The organism is Nitrosomonas sp. (assembly GCF_040240425.1).
In the GTDB taxonomy this organism is placed as follows: domain Bacteria; phylum Pseudomonadota; class Gammaproteobacteria; order Burkholderiales; family Nitrosomonadaceae; genus Nitrosomonas.
In genome coordinates this window covers 93,668-115,588 of record NZ_QPHG01000002.1, presented here as the reverse complement: position 1 = coordinate 115,588, position 21,921 = coordinate 93,668, and the positions used below count along the sequence as shown (strand labels likewise).

Here is a 21,921-nt window from a genome sequence, read left to right as displayed (position 1 = left end):
ATTATAGTGAGCGGTAGGTTTTCCAGTTTTCGTAATGACGATTGTCAAATAATATAAGGTTATGCATCACTATCATCAGCGTCTATCGTTGAGAGATACTTTGGGATCGTTTGCTCAAGTGCAAACCAACCTGCCATGATTCGTTGAGAAATTGGATCTTGAGGCGAGATTATTAACAGTGGTTCGTCACTTTTGCTAATCGGCAAGAACTTCGCTTTTACCAGACGCAAAACGTGCCAAGTTGTAAATGCTGCATACCCAAGCGTTCTCAGCGATGACATTGTCGGGCCACCGAGTAATCGCAATCGTAAGATATCTGGATCAGTTATGCTGGGAGAAAGACATGTCATCGTTGCTCCAAGAAATGACAAATGCGACGACTGACTTAAGGTCTCGTACTCCCGCCTCCTCAATTCGGTAAAACTGGCAATTTCAGCATCTGAAAATCCAAATTGTTTTTCGATTGCAATTATTCTCTTATGCAATTTTGTAGGACCGGCTTTCTTATGCCAAAAATCGAGTACTTTGGCATCCGTGGTGGCTGAAAGATAATCGTCTGCTAGCTTGGAATCGTACTGAGTGGCAGCTAGAAGCAGTAATGCTTCTGTATATGTTCTAAGCTGTGCCTTTGCGGGAGTATCGTATCCTGCGGCACAAGAGAGCAAAAGTGATGCGCCGAATCCTGAAGCTGCACCAACGAGAGCCCAGGGCGCCAGCCTTCTGTGTTCAACTGGCGGACCTGGAACATTATTATTTAGCGACAGGTAGATATTAAAGAGCAAGTCCACCGTCACCTCTTGAACCGCAAACCACGGCTGAAGTGCATCAATCTCAGCCTCTGCTGCTAACAACGATGCCTTTGGTCTGTAGTTGCGCAGACCATGAATATCAGAATACTCGATGCTGGCATCTTTGAAGTATCGCGACCAAGCTTGCAAGAGTTCATCATGGATAGGATGCATAGCAGTTGGGATCGTGATATCTAACTTAGATAGTCATTCGAAATAGCATTGGCTACAACTACCCCGCCTTCCCATCCACTCTCGCACGCCAATAAATCGGTGCAAACTTGACCGCCCACAACCCAAAACACGTCAACCAAACCAGCGCCGCCAGCACGTAGAACATCGGTGCAATCGCCGAGATGAGGTCGGCCAGAATCCGGATCACGGCGGTTGCTTGGAAGCCCAGGAACAGCAGCCAGGTAATGCGGTCGAGTTCCAGTGGCCGTCCGGAGTGGCCGAGGGTGACGCGCGAGGCCATGGCGAGGATCATGCCGGAGAAGAAGCCGATGCCGATGGCGTGCAGCGGGGCAAGGCCCAAAATCAGGTTGCCGGAGGCGAAATACACCAGGCTTTGCACGGCGTAGAGCACCATAGCCACACCGAACCAGGCGAACGAGATGTGCAGCACCGCCAGCAGGCTCACTTTAAAGCTGCGTTGCAATCCCCAGCGGTACGATAAATACAGTGCGCACCCGGCCAACGGGAAGTCGGCGAGCCACAGATAAGCTGTTAACTCAAAGCATTGCAGCAAACCGTGCGCAGCAATGCAGCCGAGCATCAACCACAGCATCCAGAACGGCCGCACCATTTCATAATTGTCGAGCACGCGGCTGGAGAAAAACGGGATCATGCGATGCGAAACGGTCAGCACGATCGGCAGCAGGAAAAACCAGATACCGGCATGGCGGGCAAAATTCAGTATCACCGCACTGTCAGTAACCAGCCAGACCAAATATGCCCCCACGCCCAGCCAACCCATCAACAGCGCTACGCTGGTGACCCGGGCATGACGCTTGTCTTGCGCCGGTGTCGTGAGCAAGATGCGAAACAACACGTAAACGGCGATGCTCCATCCGGTCAGTATCAGTTCCACGCCGGTAATGCTGATGACTTTGTGCGTCAGCAAGCCTGCATAAAACAGCACCACGCCCGCCGCCATCAAAGCACAGGTGGCGATATATTCTTGCGGTTTTACCTTTTCACCGTTCATCCAGTTGGGATACGTGGTGAACAGAAAACCGAAAATAAAAAACGGGAAAAAACCATAAATCATCAGGAATGCGTGCGCCCAGGTCGGAACGATGCTCCAAACGGTCATCGATCCGGCGATGCCGTAACGTCCTGTCAGGTCGAATATCCACCATAATACCGTCAGCACGCCTTGCAGCGCGCCTGCCAGAAAGAGGCTGCGATGCGGCGCAGCGGCCAGATGATCGCGAACAGTTTGTAGCATAGTCATTGGGAGTCCTTACAAAATGGTTTTTCTATCATGTATCTAACTATCTCTTTCATTATCCAATACAATTATTTCTCTTCAATCGGGTTATTTGCTATCATGCGTGTCCCGCGATGCGCAACGGATTTACATGCTCAATATTGATTTGCATTGTCACTCCACCATTTCCGATGGTGTGTTATCACCCGCTCAACTGGTTGAGCGTGCCGCCTTGCGCGGCGTCGAAACACTGGCGTTAACCGATCACGACGATATCGCCGGACTTGCGGAAGCGCGGCAGGCCGCCGAAACGAAAAGTATCACATTTATAAACGGCGTGGAAATATCTGTCAGCTGGCGCGGCCGCACTTTGCATATCGTCGGACTGGATATTGATCCGGATTATGCGCCGCTGGTTGAAGGTTTGACCGCCGTTCGCGCCGGACGCACCCAACGGGCCGAGAATATTGCCGCGGAGCTGGCAAAAACCGGTATCCACGGAAGCCTGGAAGGCGCTTATGCCTATGTCGGCGTGCGACGTTTGATCGGACGCACACACTTTGCGCGTTTTCTGGTTGAACAAGGGTATGCCAAGGATGTTAAATCGGTATTCAAGAGATATCTGGTTAAAGGCAAACCCGGGTATGCGCCGCACGAATGGGCCACGCTCAGCGATGCGGTCAGCTGGATTTGCGGCAGCGGCGGCCACGCCGTGATAGCGCATCCGGGCCGCTACGATCTGGGCAAAAATGTGCTCAGCGATTTGCTCGACGAATTTTGCGCACTCGGCGGATCAGGCCTCGAAGTCGTTACATCCAGCCACACCCTGGAGCAGGCACAGCGGTTTGCCCAGCATGCCAAAGACAGAAATTTGCTGGCATCGTGCGGTTCGGATTTTCACGGACCAGGGGAAAGCCATTTCGATCTCGGGCAGTTACCTGAATTCCCACCCGGTTGCACTCCGGTCTGGCAGCATTGGAAAAATACGGTTACAGCCGAGCTTGCGTATTGATGTTTTGATGTGAAATTCAAATAATCCCGATTCCGTTTCACTGTGGCCCAATTTTTCTCCATTCATACCGACACCCCGCATTTACGCTTGATCAAACAAGCGGTCGCCATCGTGCGCAGCGGCGGAATCATCGTGTATCCGACCGATTCGTGCTACGCCTTGGGTTGCCACCTCGGCGATAAAGAAGCGATGACGCGCATTCGCACCATCCGGGAAGTGGATGAACGCCATCATTTCACGCTGGTGTGCCGCAACCTGGCGGAAATCGCCACCTACGCCAAAGTCGACAACAGCCAATACCGCCTGCTCAAAGCCACAACGCCCGGCAGCTACACGTTTATTTTACAGGCAACCCGCGAAGTACCTCGCCGCATGCAACACCCAAAACGCAGCACCATTGGTCTGCGCATTCCCGATCATCCGGTGGTGCTGGCTTTGCTGGAAGAACTCGGCGAGCCGTTGCTCAGTTCCACTTTGATATTGCCCGGAGACGAACTGCCGCTGAACGATGCGGAAGAAATCCGCGAACGCCTTGAGCATCAAGTTGAACTGGTGATGGATGCGGGTTCCTGCGGCATCGACATGACCACCGTGATCGATCTGACGACCGCCGTGCCGGAATTGATCCGGCCTGGTAAAGGCAGCCTCGAACTGTTTGGAATCGAACATGGATGAGATTATTCGAGGCATTGCCATTTATGCCTTGCCAGTCATTCTGGCTATCACCATGCATGAAGCGGCACACGGCTATATCGCCAAAAAATTCGGCGATCTCACTGCTTTTAACGCCGGGCGCATCAGTCTCAATCCAGCGCGGCATATCGATCCTGTCGGCACGATCGTGGTGCCGCTATCGCTGTTTGTTCTCAGTAAACTGACCGTCGGTGCAGGATTCTTGTTCGGCTGGGCCAAGCCGGTACCGGTTAATTTCGCCAATTTGCACCACCCGAAGCGCGATATGCTGTGGGTCGCCGCTGCAGGACCCGGCGCCAATCTGCTGATGGCGTTTTTCTGGGCGTTGATGATCAAACTAGCGCTTGCCATGCCGGAGAGCAGTTTTGCCAAACCATTGGCGCTGATGGGAATCGCTGGAATCGAAATCAACATCGTCCTGATGGTGCTTAATCTGCTGCCGCTACCGCCGCTGGACGGCGGCCGCATGACCATGAGTCTGCTGCCGTACCGCTTGGCTTACCAATTTTCCCGGATTGAGCCTTACGGCTTTATGATATTGCTGGTATTGTTATTCAGCGGTATTTTGAGTACCGTGATCGGACCGGTGATTCTCTGGGCTAAAATCATCATCGTATCCATTTTTGGGTTATATATTTAACAACGTTTCACATTTAGGATTTCAACATGTTTGCTGATCGCGTTTTATCAGGTATGCGCCCCACCGGCAGCCTGCATTTAGGACATTATCACGGCGTATTAAAAAATTGGGTGACGTTGCAGCAGCAATACGAATGCCTGTTTTTTGTCGCCGATTGGCATGCCTTGACAACGCATTACGACACGCCGGAGATCATCGAGAAGAATGTCTGGGATATGGTCATCGACTGGCTGGCTGCGGGCGTTGATCCGTCGCAGGCGATTTTATTCATTCAATCCAAAGTCCCGGCGCATGCTGAATTGTATTTGTTGCTGTCGATGATGACGCCGCTGGGCTGGCTGGAACGCGTGCCGACGTATAAAGACCAGCAGGAAAAATTGTCCGAAAAGGATCTCAGCACCTACGGTTTCCTTGGCTATCCGCTTTTGCAAAGCGCCGATATTCTGATTTACCGCGCCAACCGGGTTCCAGTCGGTGAAGATCAAGCACCGCATCTTGAATTCACGCGTGAAATCGCACGCCGCTTCAACCACATCTACGGCAAGGAACCGGGGTTTGAAGAAAAAGCGGAAGCGGCGATCAAAAAACTGGGATCGAAGAAATCCAAACTGTACACCGAGTTGCGCACGCTGTATCAGGAGCAGGGCGATGAAAATGCATTGGAAGAGGCGCGTTCATTGCTGAACGAACAACAGAATTTGAGCCTGGGTGACCGCGAACGCTTATTCGGCTACCTGGAAGGCGGCGGCAAAATGATTCTGGCCGAGCCGGAAACATTACTGACCGAAGCATCGCGGATGCCGGGATTGGATGGGCAGAAAATGTCCAAGTCATATAACAACACCATCAGTCTGCGCGAAGATCCGGAAAGCATCCGCAAAAAAGTCCGCACCATGCCGACCGATCCGGCGCGCGTGCGGCGCAGCGATCCGGGCGATCCAGCCAAATGCCCGGTATGGCAGCTCCACTTGGTGTACTCCGATGACAAAACCCGGGAATGGGTGCAGCGAGGATGCAAGAACGCGGAAATCGGCTGTCTGGATTGCAAAACGCCAGTGATTGATAAAATTCTCGCGGAACAAGCCCCGATGTACGAGCGCATCAAAAAATACGAAGAAGATCCGACACTGGTGCGTAACATCATCGCGGACGGCTGCGAAAAAGCCAACAAGCTGGCGGAAGAAACCATGCGCGACATTCGTGAAGCAATGGGACTCAGTTATTCCTGATATGTTTTCCACTGATTGAAACGGTGAATCTGGTTATTGATGTTGCAGAGCCCCAGCCGGTCGCCAAAATCTGCGGCGAACCGCTGCTGGAAATTCCACAGGATTTATATATTCCGCCGGATGCACTGGAAGTTTTTCTGGATACCTTCCAAGGCCCGCTGGACTTACTGCTGTATCTGATCCGCAAGCACAACCTGAATATTCTCGATATTCCGATGGCCGAGCTCACGCAGCAATACATGACTTATGTCGAAATGATGCGCGTGGATCAACTGGAACTGGCCGCCGAATATCTGCTGATGACTGCCCTGCTGATCGAAATCAAATCGCGCATGCTACTGCCGAATCCCAAGACGGCTGCGGAGGAAGAGCACGATCCGCGCGCCGATCTGGTGCGGCGCTTGCTGGAGTACGAGCAAATGAAAACAGCCGCGTTGCGCTTGAATCAATTACCGCAGGCCGAGCGCGATTTCAGCATCGTTCAAGTCTGGATCGAACAAAAAACTGCGACGCAATTACCCCATATCAATATGGACGATTTACGTAGCGCCTGGGCCGCTATTCTGACACGCGCCAAAGTCAACCGCCACCATCACATCAAACGCGAAACCCTATCTGTGCGTGCTTATATGAGCCAAGTGCTGCGCGATCTGCGCGGATTTGAGCAGGTTGAATTTTATGATTTGTTCAGCCCCCTGGCGACCGTCGCCGAGGTCGTCGTCACTTTCCTGGCTATCCTGGAATTGGCCAAAGAGTTGTTGCTGGAAATCTCTCAATCTCCCGATAGCGGAATGATTTATGTCCGTTCGATCAATGCCGCCTGAGTATAGTCAGCCTGAAGTACAGGATTCGCTCGGCCCTAGAAAAACCAGGCAAATTCTAGAAGCCGCTTTGCTTACCACGCAAGAGCCATTAACGATCAGCGAATTACGGAAATTATTCAATAACGAGTTAAGTGCTGCGGTCTTGGCGAATTTATTGGAGGAAGTCCGCGAGCAATGGCGCGATAGCGGCATAGAACTGGTCACTGTAGCCAGCGGCTGGCGCTTTCAGACCAAAGCGGAAATGCAGCCGTATTTGGAACGCTTAACGCCGCAAAAAGCACCGCGTTATTCTCGCGCGATTCTGGAAACGCTCGCGATCATCGCTTACCGCCAGCCGGTCACTCGTGGCGATATCGAAGAAATACGCGGTGTCGGCGTTTCCAGCGCCATACTCAAAACACTCGTGGCGCGCGGCTGGATTGAAGCAGTTGGACACCGCAACGTGCCCGGAAAACCAGAACTATTTGCCACTACAGCGCATTTTCTCGACGACTTGAATCTGCGCTCGCTTGAAGAACTGCCGCCGCTGGAAGAGATGAAATCCTTGCTTGAATCCGGCAGCGAGAATGAGCATCTGCCGCTGGAACAACCGGAGGCATCCGGTCATTGAGATTTTGCCGCGCTCTGTACTTCGATGAGTGCCGGTGTGAGATGCGGCGCAATCACTTGCAGCAAGTGCCCGAATATCTTGGGATTTCCGGCAATTATCTGACCACTTTCCAATTGTGTTTCATTGCCTTCCAGATCACCAACCAGCCCGCCGGCTTCAGTAATCAACAAGCATCCGGCCGCCATATCCCATGGCGCTAAACCGATTTCCCAGAAACCATCATAGCGGCCGCACGCGACATACGCCAAATCCAATGCAGCAGAACCCGGACGGCGGATACCCGCGATGCGCGGCACGAGGTCTTTCAGCATGGCAAAATACGCATCGATGTGCGTCAAATCACGAAATGGCAAGCCCGTGCCGATCAAACAATCGTCCAGCTTAGTGCGTTTAGCGACGCGAATGCGGCGATCGTTCAGAAAGGCGCCGCATCCACGGCTGGCGGTAAATAATTCATTATTCGTGGGATCGTAAACCACCGCATGACTCAATGCACCTTTATGCTTGAGCGCGATGGAAACCGAGTACTTCGGAAAACCGTGCAAGAAATTGGTCGTGCCATCCAGAGGATCGATAATCCACTGATATTCTGAATTTTTCTGATCGCCTCGGTGTCCGCTTTCTTCCGCCAGAATCGCATGATCAGGATAAGCGGTCTGCAACACCTTGATAATGGCTTCCTCAGCTGCGCCATCGACTTCACTGACATAATCGCTATGCGATTTTTTCGATACATTGAGTAGATCCAGATTTTGAGATGCCTGATTGATAATACTACCGGCACGGCGCGCGGCTTTCACCGCGATGGTCAGCATGGGGTGCATAGTGTTGATTCAGCTTTTAAAAAAAGCGCGATTTTATTATGAATTGAACTTACTTGCTTGATTTTATAGTGCTGTGGATTGCCTAATTAAATAGATTGAATTATTTCAGAATGACAAACCAGGATATAAAAAACCCGCACTTTAATGCGAAGTGCGGGCTTCTTGCGAACTAAAGCTTTATGCCTTAAGCACTGATACGGCGGCGTGCTGAGAAGCCGATCAGACCTAAGCCAGCCAGCAACATTGCATAGGTTTCTGGTTCTGGAACGGCCATGATGTATTCATAACCAAAAGTAACAGTATTAGAGTGACCAAGTGCTAAATCAGATACAGCATAGACGGTTCCCAGATTAAAAGCCAAGTTGATTGAGCTATCCGAAAAACCTTGGCTACCAGCTTGTCCAGCAGCAAAAATGGTAGCAGGGCTAACTGGACTGCAGCAGCTAAACGGATCAACATACCCAGCAACATCAAATGCCCCTGCACTGGTGGTATTAGCCAAGGTTAACGACCATCCATCCAGACTGGTCGCTTGCACAGCAGCAGCGCTGCCTGTTCCCAGGATCACATTTGTTGTGCCAAATCCGACACCGCCTGGAACACCTTGGTCAGGATCAACACCAACGCTCCATTGCACACCGCTAGCATCAACACCCGTGTTGTTGGTCAATTGAATTTGAACAGCTACGTGACCGCTCGATGGAATACTGACTGTCTCGAGCAGACTCCAGCCACCGCCGCCAAGATTAGTAGTAACGGAAATGCTGCCGCCCACGGGAAAAGAAATCGAACTTAACGGATTGGTACCGGCCACCGAATCAGCAACGGCAACAGCTCCGCTACTGTCATAGAGCGACCAGTTGGATGCGAATGTGCCATTATTAACAAATTCTCTGCCCAAGAAGCTTAAGCCAAGTGCGCCAGCGGGTGAGATATAACCTGCGTCGGCGATCGTAGCGGAAGTAGTGCCGAAACCGCTAATCGCGACTGGAGCAGCTTGAGCTGTAGTTGCCAATGCGCCGCAAAAAGCCAGTGCCACAGCTTTTGTAATATGACTTTTCAATTCAAATTTCATAATTATTACTCCTTATTTTAAATTCTAAGACCACTAAATTTAATTAATTTTTCATATATATACATATATCCCCCTTTTTTAGGGGTATGCATATTTTGTCGATAAAATGTCCTTATTGCAATAAGGATTTTGCTTATATTTCATTTTTTTTTATTATCAAATAATCTGACAGCAAGAACCCCAATAAAATAATTACTTTTCAATGATCTATAAATAATTTTGAAAAGATATTGCACATAAAAGTATTTCAAAATATCTGACAAAAATTCTATTAAAAATTTTTTATTTTCACTGTCTTAAAATCTCTTTTTTAAATTTATCCGGCGAGCTTTTTTCTCATAACAGCAAATAACACCAACTATCCACTTCTTTTTGCCACTTGGCATACCGTCACGCGTTCATAGAATAACAATCATAAATTAAGCCTTAATCGGCAGCGGGTTCAAATCGGTCGCAAAGTCCCCTTAATCCCGCCTAACGCCTATGACAAAACAATATAAGAATCAGTATGACGAATAGATTACATCATAAAGTTCGTGTACTTGTCGCAGAAAATTATGATCTTATTCGCATAGGCTTACGCGCTTTATTCAAGGATCACACTTCCTTGCATCTGGTCGCCGAGACCGGCGACATAGTCAATCTTTTTGCCCTAGTTGCAGAGCATCGCCCGGATGTGGCGCTCATTGATTGGCAGTTAAGTGAATGTGCCGCTGCTGAGCACATTTGCAAATTAACGCGCTTGCATCCCCAAACCAAGGTGCTGGTATTTTCTGATTGCATCAGCGAACCGATCAATTTAATCGCATTCCATTCCGGTGCATCAGGCATTATCAGCAAACATCACTCCTCGCAAGTGCTACTGAGTGCCATCCATGCAATTCATGCGGGAAAAACCTGGTTTAACCGTGACACCGCAGAACCGGAACAACAGCAGGCGCGATCCGATCCACAGGCAGAAATACGCTGCAATGACAGCATTTGGGCTCATCCTAAATTCAGCAATTGCGAACGCCGCATTGCTTTTCTGGCAAGCCAGGGCTTATCCGCCAAAGAAATAAGTAGCGGCTGGATATCACGGAAAAAACTGTTCGTAACCAACAATTATCCGCAATCTATCGAAAAACCGGTGTCAAAAAACAAATTGAATTATGTCTAATAGCTTCCCAATTTGATCACTTCAAATAATCCTACACAATAGGGATATTTTTTCTGATAAATTTCAAATAATGATATTTTCATAGGGACAAATACCATCTATCTATCAACATGCAAATTTGATAAAATCTGTTGCTAAATTAGACAGATATAATAATTCACTTTTATAATCTTTATATTACATAATATATCTCGAATGAATACGAGATTTGGTGTAATTTGGGCACGACTCCTGCAAATAAATCAGCCCCTCCTTTTTAGGGCTACATATAATTTAGAATACTAAAAAGCATGGTCGAGGAGTCTCATACAGAAATACGTCTCTTGGTAGCTGAAAGTTTTGAGCTCGTGCGTATAGGCTTGCGTTCACTGTTTGAAAACCACCATTCCATCCGCCTCGTTGCAGAGGCCAACTCAATCGAGGACTTATTCAAGCTGGCAGCACAGCATAAGCCGGATATCGTTCTTATGGATTTACAGCTCAGCGGTGGTAACTATGCCGAACATATCACCAAATTGCTGCATGCTTGTCCGCAAAAAGCAAGGTGCTGGCCTTTTCTCACCAGAATAGCGAACAAACGCACCTAAAAACCTTTCGCTCCGGAGCGATGGGCATTATCAGCAAGCATCACTCTTCCGATTTACTGTTGAAAGCCATCCATGCCATTCATGCAGGTCAAATCTGGTTCGATCGCAACGTCACCAAACTGCTCTGGCAAGCACAGTTTGATTCCAATCCACCGGTAGAAATCAAAACCGACAAACGCTCATCGCAGCAACCCAAATTAAGCGATAGTGAGCGTCATATTGCCTATCTGGCATGTAAAGGCTTATCGGCGAAAGAAATCAGTGCGCAGTTACTGGTCACAGAAAAAACAGTAAGGAATCAACTCTCTGTTATTTATAGAAAAATTGGTGTAAAGAAACAGATCGAGCTGTGCCTGAAAGCACCGTTGTATAATTACTTCAAAGAATCCTATCTTTTCGGGACATTTTTCCCGCAAGATCACGAAAAATAGCATCACCTTAAGGACAAATAGCTTCTATTTTACAGAAGTTATGTTTGTTAAAATCCCTCTCTGATTAAATAGATAGCAAATTTTTACCTCTGCTATCCATTGCTCAAATCGTAGGCTTCGCGCGAATCGTAGATCTCACTGAAAGAAAGTACCCGAACGCACTAACCGCAATGTATTTTCCCCTCACGGTTCGCTGATTACGAATTTTTTCACCACAGGAGGGAAACCTAAATGTCGTTTCAAGTTATTCAATCGAGCTGTGACATGCCACTCTCGCAGCACGGCATCGAAACAGCAAAGATTTCATACCGCTCGCTATGCACGCGAGCCGTTGCCGGTTTTGCACTGGCAATGTCAATATCTTTTATCGGCGCGGATAAAAGTTATGCCGCCGAACACGTGATCGAAATGTACGCGGAAGATATCGAGGACGATGGCTTACTGCTGGCTTATGGAATGGGCCGTCATACAGTGGATGGCCTCGATGTCACCGAACGGTACAGTCCCAATGCCACCATCCCGGGACCGATTATCGAGCTAACCGAAGGCGACAAAGTCAAGCTGACACTGATTAATAAGATCAGGGACAATTACCCGGTTAAGGGAATCAGCAAACAGGTCAGCGTGCATGTGCACGGCGTTCATTACAAAATCCTGAGCGACGGCACGCTGAAAGCGATCAATCGTGTCCTCGACGAGGGTGCTGGAGAAGGTCCGGAAAACAACTTTGTATCGTATGAGTACGAATGGGACGTTGCGCCTGGAACCGCCGGTACCTGGGCCTACCACGATCACAATTACGAAAACCATAACGGCGCCGAGCACAAGGGTCTGTTTGGCGCAATCATCGTCCATCCGGCAGGAAGCTCTCAACAAGCCGGTTCCTATTCCAAAGAATACTTACTTTACTTGGGTGACGATGCTTTCTGGGGGGCTGAAATTGATGGCGCCACCAAACGGCAATCCAAACATGGCGTTAATCCATCGTTCAATGCATCCAAAAACACCGATGTCCGCTTTCATCTCATTGCTTTGGGCACGGATATTCACAACTTTAGCCTGAATGGCTACAAATGGTTTGATCCGGGCACGCACAATCTTATCAATCAAATTGCAATCGGTCCTCTGGAAAAACATGTATTCGTTGTCAAAGCGAACAAAAGCACCCAATACATGGATAACAATTTCACCAACAAATTATTGGGAATGACCGGTAACTTTATCGTTGATTAATAAGCAATTAAGGATCACATCATGAAAGAACAGATTATAGGATTCAAAAAACGCATTGCGGCATTGGCAGTCTTTATGCTGCTTGCCGTCGCTTTCTTGTCATCGTCGATGGCGATGGCCGCCGTTCATAGTTTTAGTTTCACAGCCAAAACCTTACCTAACGGACAATTAGGCTACGCGCCCGGCAGCGATGCCGAGGCGGTTATTCCCGGCCCGGCCCTGTTCGTCAAACAAGGCGATACCATCCAAATCACATTGACCAATAACACCGCAGTCGACGTCGGCTTCAATGCCCCAGGGTTGGTGAATAACAATAGCGCCAAGGCCACACCAGGTCAAACACAAAACTACACATTACATGCCAATAAAACCGGCACCTATGTTTATCATGGCGACAACAATGGCAAAGAGTTGTTAGGGCTTTTCGGCGCCATCATCGTCGACAAAAAGAACGGTCCGGTCGATAGTTTCGTCAACGGCGATGGCAGCATCGTTCCAGTCACGCAGGCCGATCTCGACAAACAATTTGTATTGTTCATGGTCGGCTCAACGTTCTGGGGTACCGAAATATCCGCCGATGGCGTGCAAAAACCGCTTTGGGCAGCCCCTGATTTAGGCGCGGTCGAAAACGATCTGGTACGCTTCCATGTGTTATCAGTAGGGCCTGGGCACACCTTCCACTTGCATGCGCATCGTTGGCTCAAAAAAGATACAACGACTGTTATCGATACCAAATTGCTGAATGACGGTATCGATACCCACAGCTTTACCATTAAAGCCGGTAGCGGCGTTGGTCCGGGCGATTGGCAATTCCATTGCCACTTGATCGCGCACATGGAAGCCGGCATGCACGGCAGTTTCCGCGTTGATCCGGTAGGTGGAGACGGACACAGCGTTGTGGGCGCATCGCCTTATGGCAATATCCTGTTGGGTACGCGTCCCTCCGAACCCGGTTTGGTGACATTGGAAGTCAGCGACGAACCCGCCAGCTGGTTTAGAAGCGCGCGTGGCGATGCCATCGTTGGACTGCCTTTCGATATCAAAACCAAATCGCTGGAAGTCATCTATCCGGGCAGCAGCGTGAATTTCATCATGTCCGATACCAACGGCGTGCATACCATCAGTACGCTGTTATGGCCTACTGGCGCGCATCATATGCCGTTTGATCAAAGTTCCGCCTACCGTGGTGGCGGTATCGTCAAACTGACGACGCCGGGATTGTACGTGTTTACTTGTAAAGTCCATCCGTACATGTTTGGCGCGGTGATTGTCGACGATCCGGAAACCGACGGCCTTGATTTAGGCAATCCGGCAATGGATTACAAGATTGACCTGGTAACCGGCATCAGCGGCTTGCCGACCAGCAGCGATCTGGCTGTACGTTTGCTCAAAACCTTCTTTATCGCCACATCACCGGCTAACTGGCAGGATTACTCAACCGGTGTCTGGAACGTTAGATTCCCCAATCTGCCCGTTAGAATTTCAGGTGTACCTTATGGGGGTATAAAGAACGGTGGAATTGCAGCACCATTGTCTGATGATAGTTTACAACTAAATATTTATAACGCACCGCTTCCGATGCCTGGTTCAATAGAAACACCTCATCCAGCAACACCTGGGGTAGGGGAAGTATGGGTCAACACGCAATTTGAGAAAACCGCCGGAAAATACAAACCCGGTACCACGACAGTGGTAGATACCTCCAACTGGACGGTTAAACGCAAGGTTGCATTGCCGGAAATCAACAACAACAATCCGCATAACATGTGGACCAACCGCGATCAATCGGTGATTTATCAAACCCAATGGTTTGATACCAAGCTCTCAATGATTAATCGTGAAACGGGTAAATTGATCAAAAACATCACCGTTGGCAACACACCGTCGCATGTAGTGACGCTGCCTTCCAACGACGATCTGACCATTGCGATCAACGGCGAGAACGGTGTTGCGATCATTCCTGCCGGCACCACCACTGTCAGCAAAATGCTGCCGACTCAGGCGCATGGCCATACCTCAGCCAATCCGCATGGTCACTGGGTAAGCGCTGACGGCACCAAAATTGTGACACCGAACATCAACACCAATGATATCGGTATTTATGGTGCTACTGGTGGAATCCATGCACGTACCCCAACGGGAAATAATGCCCCGGGCGCTCATCCGATCGCCATCGGTATGATGCCGGATTCCAGCAAAATTTATGCAGCGAATCTGTTGCATCATTCGCTATCGGTTGTTGATGGCGCAACCGGCGCGTTGTTGGATACCGTCAATCTGATAGCAAACTACAACCATATTACTGGAGATATTTCCGGCCCAGTTGGTGTATTGCCGATTCAATCACCGGTGTCTCCGGATGGTAAGGCCGTCGTGATCGCCGCTACTGGCGGACAAATTGTCATCGTCGATACGAAGACTGACAAAATCGTCAAAATGCTGCCTTGCGATCCAGGTTGCCACGGCGCGAACTTTGGCGCGAAAGAGGGTGGCGGTTACTACGCTTACGTCACCACCAAATTCGGTAACCGGCTGACGGTAGTCGATATCGATCCGGACAATAACGGTGATATCAGCGATGCGCATATTGCTGGCTATGTTTCTCTGGTGGATACTGCAAGCACCGCTAAGGATGACACTGTGAGCAGCTTGCCGGGATTTGGCGGACAGGGGGTTATGGCTGTACCGAATGTCTACAACGGCTGGGTGCAAAACCTGCCGGATGTATGGAAAAACGGTTTAACAGCTGCACAGCGGAATCCTATAGGGCATTAATCTTAATCGTAGCTATAAAAGCACAACTGCCAGCTTAAGCTGGCAGTTGTGCTTTATCAACTCAATATAAAGGAAATATATCCAAAGGCTATGAATCATGCGTCAGCGCATTGCTTGCCAACCGGATCGAACTGGAATCGACTAGCTACAAGCCTCCTGGTCATATTTCCGTCAATACATCAGTGTGTTAAAGCATAACAGCATGTAAGTTCTCCGAAAATGCACATAAAAAAACACCCCGCTAAACGAATAGCGAGGTGCCAAGGCTTCGTTACGCGCTGATAATCTTCTGGCTGCTGCGTACGGAGCAATAAAGAGAACGATGAATTATGCTTTAAAAGCCGATTCCAACATAACCGCCCGCGGTCATACCGCTCAAATTAACACCGTCTGTCTTATTGACCAATTGATAGCGGCCATCGATACCGATAAAGAAATCTTTCCAAATATTGTAATCAACGCCTGCGCCAAACTGAATGCCTGGCGCTAAATACGTAATGGCCTCAGACGTTGGACTCATCACATGAATTGCTAAACCTGCAGGAATAATCCAAGGTCTTATTTTAGAACCTTCAAAAAATTTGATTTTAGGGGATGCCGTTAAAGTAAACTGACTGACTGTTACATTAATCGGATTGAGTGAACCGCCCGCTAACATAGTAGGCGCATTAGCCAGCGCATTGCCCTGAACATGGTTGCCAAACTGTTTATATTCAAACATCAATTCTGCAAAGACTGTCGTTCTTGGCATAAACCCCCACATATCTCTGGTCAGTCCCCAATCAATACCTGCACCCACATACCATCCATCTTTACCAGCCTGATCTTGAGCTCCAACCGGCGCGACAATACTTTGTATGCTTGAGCCGTTACGCTGATTCATTTGGTGTGTAAAACCGCCGCGGAAGTGCAGCATACGATTTTTTTCTGTGATATCTGTACCGATCCGTTGCGTTAGAGGATCTACCTTATCTAGGAGCGCTGCCTTCCTCTCTTCAAGACTATTTATTTTCTGTTCTGTCTGAGTAGCGGTTTGTTCTATACTTTTAACCTTTTGTGCAGCCTGAGCGGATTCAGATTTTATTCTTTGTAATTCAACTTGAATGGCCTGCAAGCTTTGTTCCAATTGCTTAATACGCTCAGCAGCCGCCTCATGTGCCACGGCTTGAGGCGCAGCCATTGCAATAGCTGCTAAAAGCGAACCAGCAAGAAAATTGCCGGTTAATTTTTTATTGGGTGATAAATACTTCATAACATTCTCCTTTAGAGGGTTGGTTTTTTTATTAGCAACTGACTTCAACCGCGACAGCATAAAAAAAAAGATTTACAGACACATTGATCTGCATCAACTTGAACAAAGAACACCGTTAATACTTTGCTGCTTGCAGCAGAAGCGCTTGATTTAAAACAGCCTAAAAATTAGGACATTTACCCCTATTTATCGGGATATTTGACTAGTAGGGTGCGCAGCGTAATGCTTCGGGATATATGTCACATATTTTCCCAAGTAACGATTTGATAAAATCACTGACAAATTAAACAGATAGCGAAATTATTCCCAAAATGAACTCTTTTACACCGTTTCCACCCGTGGAAAATGCGCTTACCGAGCCCAACGGGTTATTGGCTGTGGGAGGGGATTTATCACCGCAACGCTTGCTTGCGGCTTATCACAAGGGCATTTTTCCTTGGTTCAATGAAGACGATCCCATCCTTTGGTGGAGTCCAGATCCCCGAATGGTGCTGTTTCCTGCCGAATTAAAAATTTCCCGGTCATTACGCAAGACGCTGAAAAAAGACCACTACCACATTTGCACGGACCACAGTTTTACTCAGGTCATGCAAGCCTGTGCCGCGCCGCGCAAAGATCAGGCAGGCACATGGATACATCCGCAAATGATTGCGGCTTATAGCGCTCTGCACGAAATGGGATTGGCGCATTCGGTCGAAACCTGGATTGATGGTGAACTTGCTGGCGGGCTTTATGGTGTTGCGCTAGGAAAAGTATTTTTTGGTGAATCGATGTTCTCGCGCCAGCCAGATGCATCAAAAATCGCCTTCGTGCACCTGGTAAAGCAGCTACAATATTGGAAATTTGGCTTGATTGATTGCCAGGTCAGAACCAGCCATCTGGCGTCTTTGGGTGCGCGGGAAATTTCGCGAACGGAATTCAGTCAAACGTTGGATGACTTAATAACCGGAATCGAGCCCGGCAACACATGGAATTTTGATCGCGTTCCAATCGAATAATGACAGATACCCGTGCTTAAATTTCACACCACCAATCCTTATTCATGCAGTTACTTGCCCGGCAAGCTCGCTTGCTCTGAGGTCGTCACGCCGGAACATCATATCGATGCGCAAGCTTATGGAAAATTAGTACAAGCCGGTTTCCGCCGCAGCGGCCATTACACCTACCGGCCATGCTGTGAGCATTGTCATGCTTGTCTTTCCGTAAGGGTCAAGGTCGCCGCCTTTGTGCCCAAGCGCGCGCAGCGTCGTGCTTGGAAACAACATCAGCAGTTATCCGCCACCGTGCATCCGTTGCATTACAAACCAGCGCATTACGCGCTTTATCAACGCTATCAAACCAATCGCCATTTTGGCGGCGGCATGGATAACGATTGCCGCGAGCAGTATCACAATTTTCTATTGCAGAGTCATGTGAATTCCAAATTGGTTGAATTCCATGACAAAGATCAATTGCGCATGGTCAGTATTATCGATGTGCTGCCGGATGGCCTGTCATCGGTCTATACTTTCTACGATGCCGAGGTCGCTCAGGCGAGTTTTGGGACTTACAACATCCTTTGGCAGATTGAACAGTGCCGGGAGCACCATTTGGACTACCTTTACTTGGGCTATTGGATCAAAGAAAACCGGAAAATGCGTTATAAAGCCAATTTTCAACCGCTTGAAATCTTAATTAACAATAAGTGGGTTTTGCTGGACAGTAGCATTTTTTCGTAAAATCGATCCAAATCCGCAACTCTACAAAATAAAATTAGCATGTTCTACACACTTCTTCGCCCGCTTCTTTTTAAGCTTGATCCCGAGTCTGCACATCGCGTCACGTTCAATGGCATTGAGCTGGCCAGAAAGTTGGGTTTATTAACGCCCGCTGTCATCGCTTGCCCGTCCCGCACTGTCATGGGATTAAATTTCCCTAATCCGGTCGGGCTTGCCGCCGGGCTGGACAAAAATGGCGAATACCTGGATGCGCTAGCCATGCTGGGATTCGGCTTTATCGAAATTGGCACTGTCACGCCACGGCCGCAACCGGGAAATCCGGCGCCGCGAATATTTCGTATTCCCGAAGCCAGTGCAATCATTAACCGGTTGGGTTTCAATAATTTAGGTGTGGATCAATTGGTTGAAAACGTTAGGCATTCAGCTTATCGAGGCATACTCGGCATCAATATCGGCAAGAATTTCGATACCCCTCTGGAAAAAGCCGTTGACGATTATCGAATGGGTCTACAGAAAGTTTACCCGTATGCCAGTTACGTGACGGTCAATATCTCGTCGCCAAATACACAGAATTTGCGGCAGCTGCAAAACGCCGATGCACTTGATCAGTTACTCGATCAATTAAAGTTGGAACAAGCCAAGCTGGCGCAAATACATGCAAAATATGTCCCGATGGCAGTCAAAATCGCCCCCGATCTGAACGAAACTCAGATCCAGTCAATTGCCGCACTGCTGATAAAACATCGCATCGACGGTGTGATTGCCACCAATACTACGATTGCACGGACAGGTATCGAGCACTTGCCGGCCGCACAGGAAAGCGGCGGATTAAGCGGCGCCCCGTTGACGCAACGCGCCACTGCGGTTATCCGGCAACTGCATAGCATGATGCAGGGCGCCATGCCGGTTATCGGCGTCGGTGGCATCTTGTCGGCGCATGACGCGCAAGACAAGCTGGCGGCAGGCGCAAGCCTGGTACAGCTCTATACCGGTTTGATTTATCGCGGCCCGGATTTGGTTAAGGAAATTGCACGGGCTATCTGTACTGATCACGCAAAAAAATCGAATTAACATGAATCCATTGTTAATAGAAGAAATCGACGCGCTATTGCCGCAAACGCAATGCGGAAAATGCGGCTTTCCTGGCTGCAGGCCTTACGCGGAAGCGATAGCCGAAGGTCGCGCGGATATTAATCAATGCCCTCCCGGAGATCAGGAAGGTATCGGAAAATTGGCACAATTATTGGGCGTCCCGCCCAAACCGTTGAACACGTCGCATGGCTTTCCCCGGCCCGGTAAAGTTATTGCCAGAATTGACGAACAGTTGTGCATCGGCTGCACGTTCTGTACCCGAGTTTGTCCTGTTGACGCCATTGTCGGAGCTGGCAAACAAATACACACGGTCATCGCCGCGGAATGCACCGGCTGTGAGTTATGCATCGCGCCTTGTCCTATGGATTGTATTAACCTTGTGTCCGTCGCTGAGAAAACTGACGATATATGGCAGAAGCAAGCCGCTGATAGCGCGCGCTCACGGTATCACTTCAGATTGCAGCGCTTAGCAAGAGAAAAACAAACCAGTCCCAAAGCATTCACCAAAGCCATTGCACAACCGAAAATAACCCCTACTGCAGCGGAAAAACGTAAGCACGCCATCGTGCAAGCAGCCTTGAAACGTGCCATGGCCATCCGTACCCAAGCTGATAACAACCGCCCGCCGGTGAAATGACATGAATTCAGCCAAGCGGCACGAAATCTTTACTTGCTTGCAATCAACCAATCCGCATCCAACCACCGAGCTAGAATATCGTTCTCCTTTTGAACTGCTGATCGCGGTTATTTTATCGGCGCAAGCTACTGACAAGAGCGTGAATCTAGCGACACGGAAATTATTTCCTCAAGCCAATACACCGGAGAAAATTCTTGCTTTGGGTGAAGCGGGTTTGCTTGAATGTATCAAAAGCATTGGGTTATATAAAACCAAGGCGAAAAATATTCTGGCAACCTGCCAATTGCTGATACAGCATCATCATAGCGAAGTACCACGTACGCGCGAACAACTGGAAGCATTGCCCGGGGTCGGACGTAAAACTGCCAATGTCATTCTGAATACCGCGTTTGGCGAACCTACGATTGCAGTGGATACGCATATTTTCCGGGTTGCCAATCGTACCGGATTAGCACCCGGCAAAAATGTGCTGGAAGTCGAATTAAAGCTGCTCAAGGCAGTACCGAAGGAATTTCGTCATGATGCACACCATTGGCTAATCCTACATGGCCGGTATGTTTGCAAAGCCAGAAAACCGGCCTGTGCAATTTGCACGATCAATCATTTATGTGAATTCAAAGACAAAAATTTTGCACTCTAATCCCACTATTTATGTTTAAACCATCGAGAGAACAAGCACGGCAATTATTTTTCGACACGTGGCGTAAGTACCGCCAGCGGGAAATATTATCCGGTATCGAAACGATCGCGCTTGAGGTCATTCTGTTGCACCCGGAATACCATGACATTCTTAGCAACCCTGAGCGCTATTTGGATAAGGATTACTTACCGGAAATGGGTGACACTAATCCATTTCTGCACATGAGCATGCACGTCGCGATTAAAGAACAGCTATCCATTAATCAACCGGTTGGAATTTGCGAGCGATTTGCTCGTCTACAGAAGAATTGCGGAAGTGAACACGTTGCCGCACATCAGACGATGGAGTGTCTGGCAGAAATGATATGGCAAGCGCAGCGAACGCAGTCCGCGCCGGATGCCAGCATCTACTTCGATTGTTTGGATAAACAGCTAGGTTCGGTCAATTAAAATGAAAGCGGGATAAAACCATCAACTGGTATTTATCCCGCTTTTGAATTCGCGTTGTCAGCTCAAATAAATATTATTTGTTTGAATTCAGACCACCTGCCTGGCTGGAATAATAGAAAGCCAGGTTTTCAATATCGGCCGGGGTCAAATTGGCAGTCATTCCCGCCATAATCGGGTCATTCCGGGTGCCGGATTTGTAATCTTTCAATGCTTTTGCTATGTAAGTTCTGTATTGTCCGCCAATTTTTGGGAAATTTGGTGCCGGGCTATTACCGTCAACACCATGACAGGAAGCACAAACTTCAGCTGCTTTACTTTTACCTGCTTCAATATCAGCAGCCATTACTTGACTTGATAATATCAACGCTGCTCCGCTCACTGCGGCAATTAAATAATTCTTCATAATTCGTTCCTTGCGTGAATGACTCAGTTAATTTTTAGAATAGTATGCAGCAAGATCTTCTATATCTTGTTGAGACAATGTCTTAGCCAAGGCTGTCATGGTAGGATGGCTACGTGAGCCATTTTTGTAACCTTCCAACGCTTTAATGATATATTCTGCATGTTGTCCGCCCAGCTTTGGAACATGATAAGCGCTAGGAAAAGCGGTTTTATAACCTGAAATCCCGTGACAACCTGCACACATTGATAACTTGTCTTTTGCTGCCGCTGCGTCTCCAGCTGCTTGAGTTGCTCCCGAAAATGCCAAGAACATGCCCAAGGCAAGTAGTAAATTCATAATCGATTTTTGTTTCATGTAAGCCTCCTTCTCTCAAAAGTTGAACTTTAAACGATGCGCCCGATTTGGTCAATGAATAAGT

The 21,921-nt window shown here is 48.6% G+C and carries 24 protein-coding genes; 17 read left to right on the top strand and 7 right to left on the bottom strand.

The features are described from left to right. Window positions 1-59 precede the first annotated feature (59 nt). Entirely contained in the window at window positions 60-962 is a 903-nt protein-coding gene (locus DU481_RS01250; RefSeq protein WP_350131535.1) for a hypothetical protein, read from the bottom strand. A 58-nt stretch (window positions 963-1,020) separates the two neighbouring features. After that, on the bottom strand, window positions 1,021-2,244 hold the full coding sequence (locus DU481_RS01245; protein WP_350131533.1) for an NnrS family protein: 1,224 nt from the start codon (window positions 2,242-2,244) through the stop codon (window positions 1,021-1,023). Between the two features lie 127 nt (window positions 2,245-2,371). Here DU481_RS01245 and DU481_RS01240 point away from each other — a divergent pair, with 127 nt between their 5' ends. Genes DU481_RS01240 through scpB form a run of 6 tightly spaced genes read left to right on the top strand, consistent with a single transcriptional unit; the run spans window position 2,372 to window position 7,228 of the window. After that, window positions 2,372-3,232 carry a 3',5'-nucleoside bisphosphate phosphatase gene (locus DU481_RS01240; RefSeq protein ID WP_350131531.1) on the top strand — a complete coding sequence of 287 codons (861 nt, stop codon included), beginning with the start codon at window positions 2,372-2,374 and terminating at the stop codon, window positions 3,230-3,232. A 42-nt stretch (window positions 3,233-3,274) separates the two neighbouring features. Further along, window positions 3,275-3,907 carry an L-threonylcarbamoyladenylate synthase gene (locus DU481_RS01235; protein WP_350131529.1) on the top strand — a complete coding sequence of 211 codons (633 nt, stop codon included), beginning with the start codon at window positions 3,275-3,277 and terminating at the stop codon, window positions 3,905-3,907. Beyond that, a complete protein-coding gene (locus DU481_RS01230) occupies window positions 3,900-4,565 on the top strand; it encodes a site-2 protease family protein (protein WP_350131526.1) in 666 nt (221 codons plus the stop codon). The genes DU481_RS01235 and DU481_RS01230 overlap by 8 nt, the downstream gene beginning before the upstream one ends. 26 nt (window positions 4,566-4,591) lie before the next feature. Continuing rightward, window positions 4,592-5,794, top strand: a complete 1,203-nt coding sequence (locus tag DU481_RS01225; RefSeq protein ID WP_350131524.1) for a tryptophan--tRNA ligase — start codon at window positions 4,592-4,594, stop codon at window positions 5,792-5,794. Window positions 5,795-5,817: 23 nt separating this feature from the next. Continuing rightward, entirely contained in the window at window positions 5,818-6,618 is an 801-nt protein-coding gene (locus DU481_RS01220) for a segregation and condensation protein A (protein WP_350131521.1), read from the top strand. Continuing rightward, window positions 6,593-7,228, top strand: coding sequence for an SMC-Scp complex subunit ScpB (gene scpB / locus DU481_RS01215; RefSeq protein ID WP_350131518.1), 636 nt, complete (start codon window positions 6,593-6,595; stop codon window positions 7,226-7,228). The genes DU481_RS01220 and scpB overlap by 26 nt, the downstream gene beginning before the upstream one ends. On the opposite strand, the gene DU481_RS01210 is transcribed toward scpB, so the two are convergent. Together DU481_RS01210 and DU481_RS01205 are read right to left on the bottom strand one after the other, a co-directional pair. Continuing rightward, entirely contained in the window at window positions 7,222-8,052 is an 831-nt protein-coding gene (locus DU481_RS01210) for an inositol monophosphatase family protein (RefSeq protein ID WP_350131515.1), read from the bottom strand. The two genes, scpB and DU481_RS01210, sit on opposite strands and share 7 nt — an antisense overlap. Window positions 8,053-8,236: 184 nt before the next feature. After that, window positions 8,237-9,127 (bottom strand): PEP-CTERM sorting domain-containing protein, encoded by an 891-nt coding sequence (locus DU481_RS01205; protein WP_350131512.1) that lies wholly within the window; start codon window positions 9,125-9,127, stop codon window positions 8,237-8,239. Window positions 9,128-9,635: 508 nt separating this feature from the next. Here DU481_RS01205 and DU481_RS01200 point away from each other — a divergent pair. The 5 genes from DU481_RS01200 to DU481_RS01180 all read left to right on the top strand — a co-directional run bounded on the left by DU481_RS01200 (window position 9,636) and on the right by DU481_RS01180 (window position 15,312). Continuing rightward, window positions 9,636-10,286 (top strand): response regulator, encoded by a 651-nt coding sequence (locus tag DU481_RS01200; protein WP_350131509.1) that lies wholly within the window; start codon window positions 9,636-9,638, stop codon window positions 10,284-10,286. Window positions 10,287-10,576: 290 nt separating this feature from the next. Next, window positions 10,577-10,873 carry a response regulator transcription factor gene (locus DU481_RS01195; RefSeq protein WP_350131506.1) on the top strand — a complete coding sequence of 99 codons (297 nt, stop codon included), beginning with the start codon at window positions 10,577-10,579 and terminating at the stop codon, window positions 10,871-10,873. A 20-nt stretch (window positions 10,874-10,893) separates the two neighbouring features. Then, window positions 10,894-11,304, top strand: a complete 411-nt coding sequence (locus tag DU481_RS01190; protein WP_350131504.1) for a helix-turn-helix transcriptional regulator — start codon at window positions 10,894-10,896, stop codon at window positions 11,302-11,304. Window positions 11,305-11,535: 231 nt separating this feature from the next. Continuing rightward, complete coding sequence (locus DU481_RS01185; protein WP_350131501.1) at window positions 11,536-12,537, top strand: multicopper oxidase domain-containing protein; 1,002 nt, start codon at window positions 11,536-11,538, stop codon at window positions 12,535-12,537. Window positions 12,538-12,558: 21 nt separating this feature from the next. Then, a complete protein-coding gene (locus DU481_RS01180; protein WP_350131498.1) occupies window positions 12,559-15,312 on the top strand; it encodes a multicopper oxidase domain-containing protein in 2,754 nt (917 codons plus the stop codon). A gap of 334 nt (window positions 15,313-15,646) precedes the next feature. On the opposite strand, the gene DU481_RS01175 is transcribed toward DU481_RS01180, so the two are convergent. After that, the gene (locus DU481_RS01175) at window positions 15,647-16,564 is read right to left on the bottom strand and encodes a porin family protein (RefSeq protein ID WP_350131495.1); all 918 of its coding nucleotides are present in this window, start codon (window positions 16,562-16,564) and stop codon (window positions 15,647-15,649) included. A gap of 299 nt (window positions 16,565-16,863) precedes the next feature. On the opposite strand from DU481_RS01175, the gene aat reads away from it, so the two are divergent. Genes aat through DU481_RS01145 form a run of 6 tightly spaced genes read left to right on the top strand, consistent with a single transcriptional unit; the run spans window position 16,864 to window position 21,100 of the window. After that, window positions 16,864-17,562: a leucyl/phenylalanyl-tRNA--protein transferase gene (aat, locus tag DU481_RS01170; protein ID WP_350131620.1), complete on the top strand. Its 699-nt coding sequence runs from the start codon at window positions 16,864-16,866 to the stop codon at window positions 17,560-17,562. Between the two features lie 12 nt (window positions 17,563-17,574). After that, on the top strand, window positions 17,575-18,282 hold the full coding sequence (locus DU481_RS01165; protein ID WP_350131492.1) for an arginyltransferase: 708 nt from the start codon (window positions 17,575-17,577) through the stop codon (window positions 18,280-18,282). 39 nt (window positions 18,283-18,321) lie between these two features. Continuing rightward, on the top strand, window positions 18,322-19,353 hold the full coding sequence (locus DU481_RS01160; protein WP_350131489.1) for a quinone-dependent dihydroorotate dehydrogenase: 1,032 nt from the start codon (window positions 18,322-18,324) through the stop codon (window positions 19,351-19,353). Window position 19,354: 1 nt separating this feature from the next. Further along, the gene (locus DU481_RS01155) at window positions 19,355-20,011 is read left to right on the top strand and encodes an electron transport complex subunit RsxB (protein ID WP_350131486.1); all 657 of its coding nucleotides are present in this window, start codon (window positions 19,355-19,357) and stop codon (window positions 20,009-20,011) included. Window position 20,012: 1 nt separating this feature from the next. Continuing rightward, the gene (nth, locus tag DU481_RS01150; protein ID WP_090315128.1) at window positions 20,013-20,651 is read left to right on the top strand and encodes an endonuclease III; all 639 of its coding nucleotides are present in this window, start codon (window positions 20,013-20,015) and stop codon (window positions 20,649-20,651) included. A gap of 11 nt (window positions 20,652-20,662) precedes the next feature. Continuing rightward, window positions 20,663-21,100, top strand: coding sequence for a DUF1841 family protein (locus DU481_RS01145; protein WP_350131483.1), 438 nt, complete (start codon window positions 20,663-20,665; stop codon window positions 21,098-21,100). Window positions 21,101-21,173: 73 nt separating this feature from the next. On the opposite strand, the gene DU481_RS01140 is transcribed toward DU481_RS01145, so the two are convergent. Then, a complete protein-coding gene (locus tag DU481_RS01140) occupies window positions 21,174-21,503 on the bottom strand; it encodes a c-type cytochrome (protein WP_090315123.1) in 330 nt (109 codons plus the stop codon). Window positions 21,504-21,530: 27 nt separating this feature from the next. Beyond that, window positions 21,531-21,857 (bottom strand): c-type cytochrome, encoded by a 327-nt coding sequence (locus DU481_RS01135; protein WP_350131480.1) that lies wholly within the window; start codon window positions 21,855-21,857, stop codon window positions 21,531-21,533. Window positions 21,858-21,921: the final 64 nt, after the last annotated feature.

Bases quoted from the DNA above. Each gene is read 5' to 3' on its own strand.
- DU481_RS01250 (WP_350131535.1), bottom strand. From the start codon at position 962: ATGCATCCTATCCATGATGAACTCTTGCAAGCTTGGTCGCGATACTTC.
- DU481_RS01245 (WP_350131533.1), bottom strand. From the start codon at position 2,244: ATGACTATGCTACAAACTGTTCGCGATCATCTGGCCGCTGCGCCGCAT.
- DU481_RS01240 (WP_350131531.1), top strand. From the start codon at position 2,372: ATGCTCAATATTGATTTGCATTGTCACTCCACCATTTCCGATGGTGTG.
- DU481_RS01230 (WP_350131526.1), top strand. From the start codon at position 3,900: ATGGATGAGATTATTCGAGGCATTGCCATTTATGCCTTGCCAGTCATT.
- DU481_RS01225 (WP_350131524.1), top strand. From the start codon at position 4,592: ATGTTTGCTGATCGCGTTTTATCAGGTATGCGCCCCACCGGCAGCCTG.
- scpB (WP_350131518.1), top strand. From the start codon at position 6,593: ATGTCCGTTCGATCAATGCCGCCTGAGTATAGTCAGCCTGAAGTACAG.
- DU481_RS01210 (WP_350131515.1), bottom strand. From the start codon at position 8,052: ATGCACCCCATGCTGACCATCGCGGTGAAAGCCGCGCGCCGTGCCGGT.
- DU481_RS01205 (WP_350131512.1), bottom strand. From the start codon at position 9,127: ATGAAATTTGAATTGAAAAGTCATATTACAAAAGCTGTGGCACTGGCT.
- DU481_RS01200 (WP_350131509.1), top strand. From the start codon at position 9,636: ATGACGAATAGATTACATCATAAAGTTCGTGTACTTGTCGCAGAAAAT.
- DU481_RS01195 (WP_350131506.1), top strand. From the start codon at position 10,577: ATGGTCGAGGAGTCTCATACAGAAATACGTCTCTTGGTAGCTGAAAGT.
- DU481_RS01190 (WP_350131504.1), top strand. From the start codon at position 10,894: ATGGGCATTATCAGCAAGCATCACTCTTCCGATTTACTGTTGAAAGCC.
- DU481_RS01185 (WP_350131501.1), top strand. From the start codon at position 11,536: ATGTCGTTTCAAGTTATTCAATCGAGCTGTGACATGCCACTCTCGCAG.
- DU481_RS01180 (WP_350131498.1), top strand. From the start codon at position 12,559: ATGAAAGAACAGATTATAGGATTCAAAAAACGCATTGCGGCATTGGCA.
- DU481_RS01175 (WP_350131495.1), bottom strand. From the start codon at position 16,564: ATGAAGTATTTATCACCCAATAAAAAATTAACCGGCAATTTTCTTGCT.
- DU481_RS01160 (WP_350131489.1), top strand. From the start codon at position 18,322: ATGTTCTACACACTTCTTCGCCCGCTTCTTTTTAAGCTTGATCCCGAG.
- DU481_RS01155 (WP_350131486.1), top strand. From the start codon at position 19,355: ATGAATCCATTGTTAATAGAAGAAATCGACGCGCTATTGCCGCAAACG.
- nth (WP_090315128.1), top strand. From the start codon at position 20,013: ATGAATTCAGCCAAGCGGCACGAAATCTTTACTTGCTTGCAATCAACC.
- DU481_RS01145 (WP_350131483.1), top strand. From the start codon at position 20,663: ATGTTTAAACCATCGAGAGAACAAGCACGGCAATTATTTTTCGACACG.
- DU481_RS01140 (WP_090315123.1), bottom strand. From the start codon at position 21,503: ATGAAGAATTATTTAATTGCCGCAGTGAGCGGAGCAGCGTTGATATTA.
- DU481_RS01135 (WP_350131480.1), bottom strand. From the start codon at position 21,857: ATGAAACAAAAATCGATTATGAATTTACTACTTGCCTTGGGCATGTTC.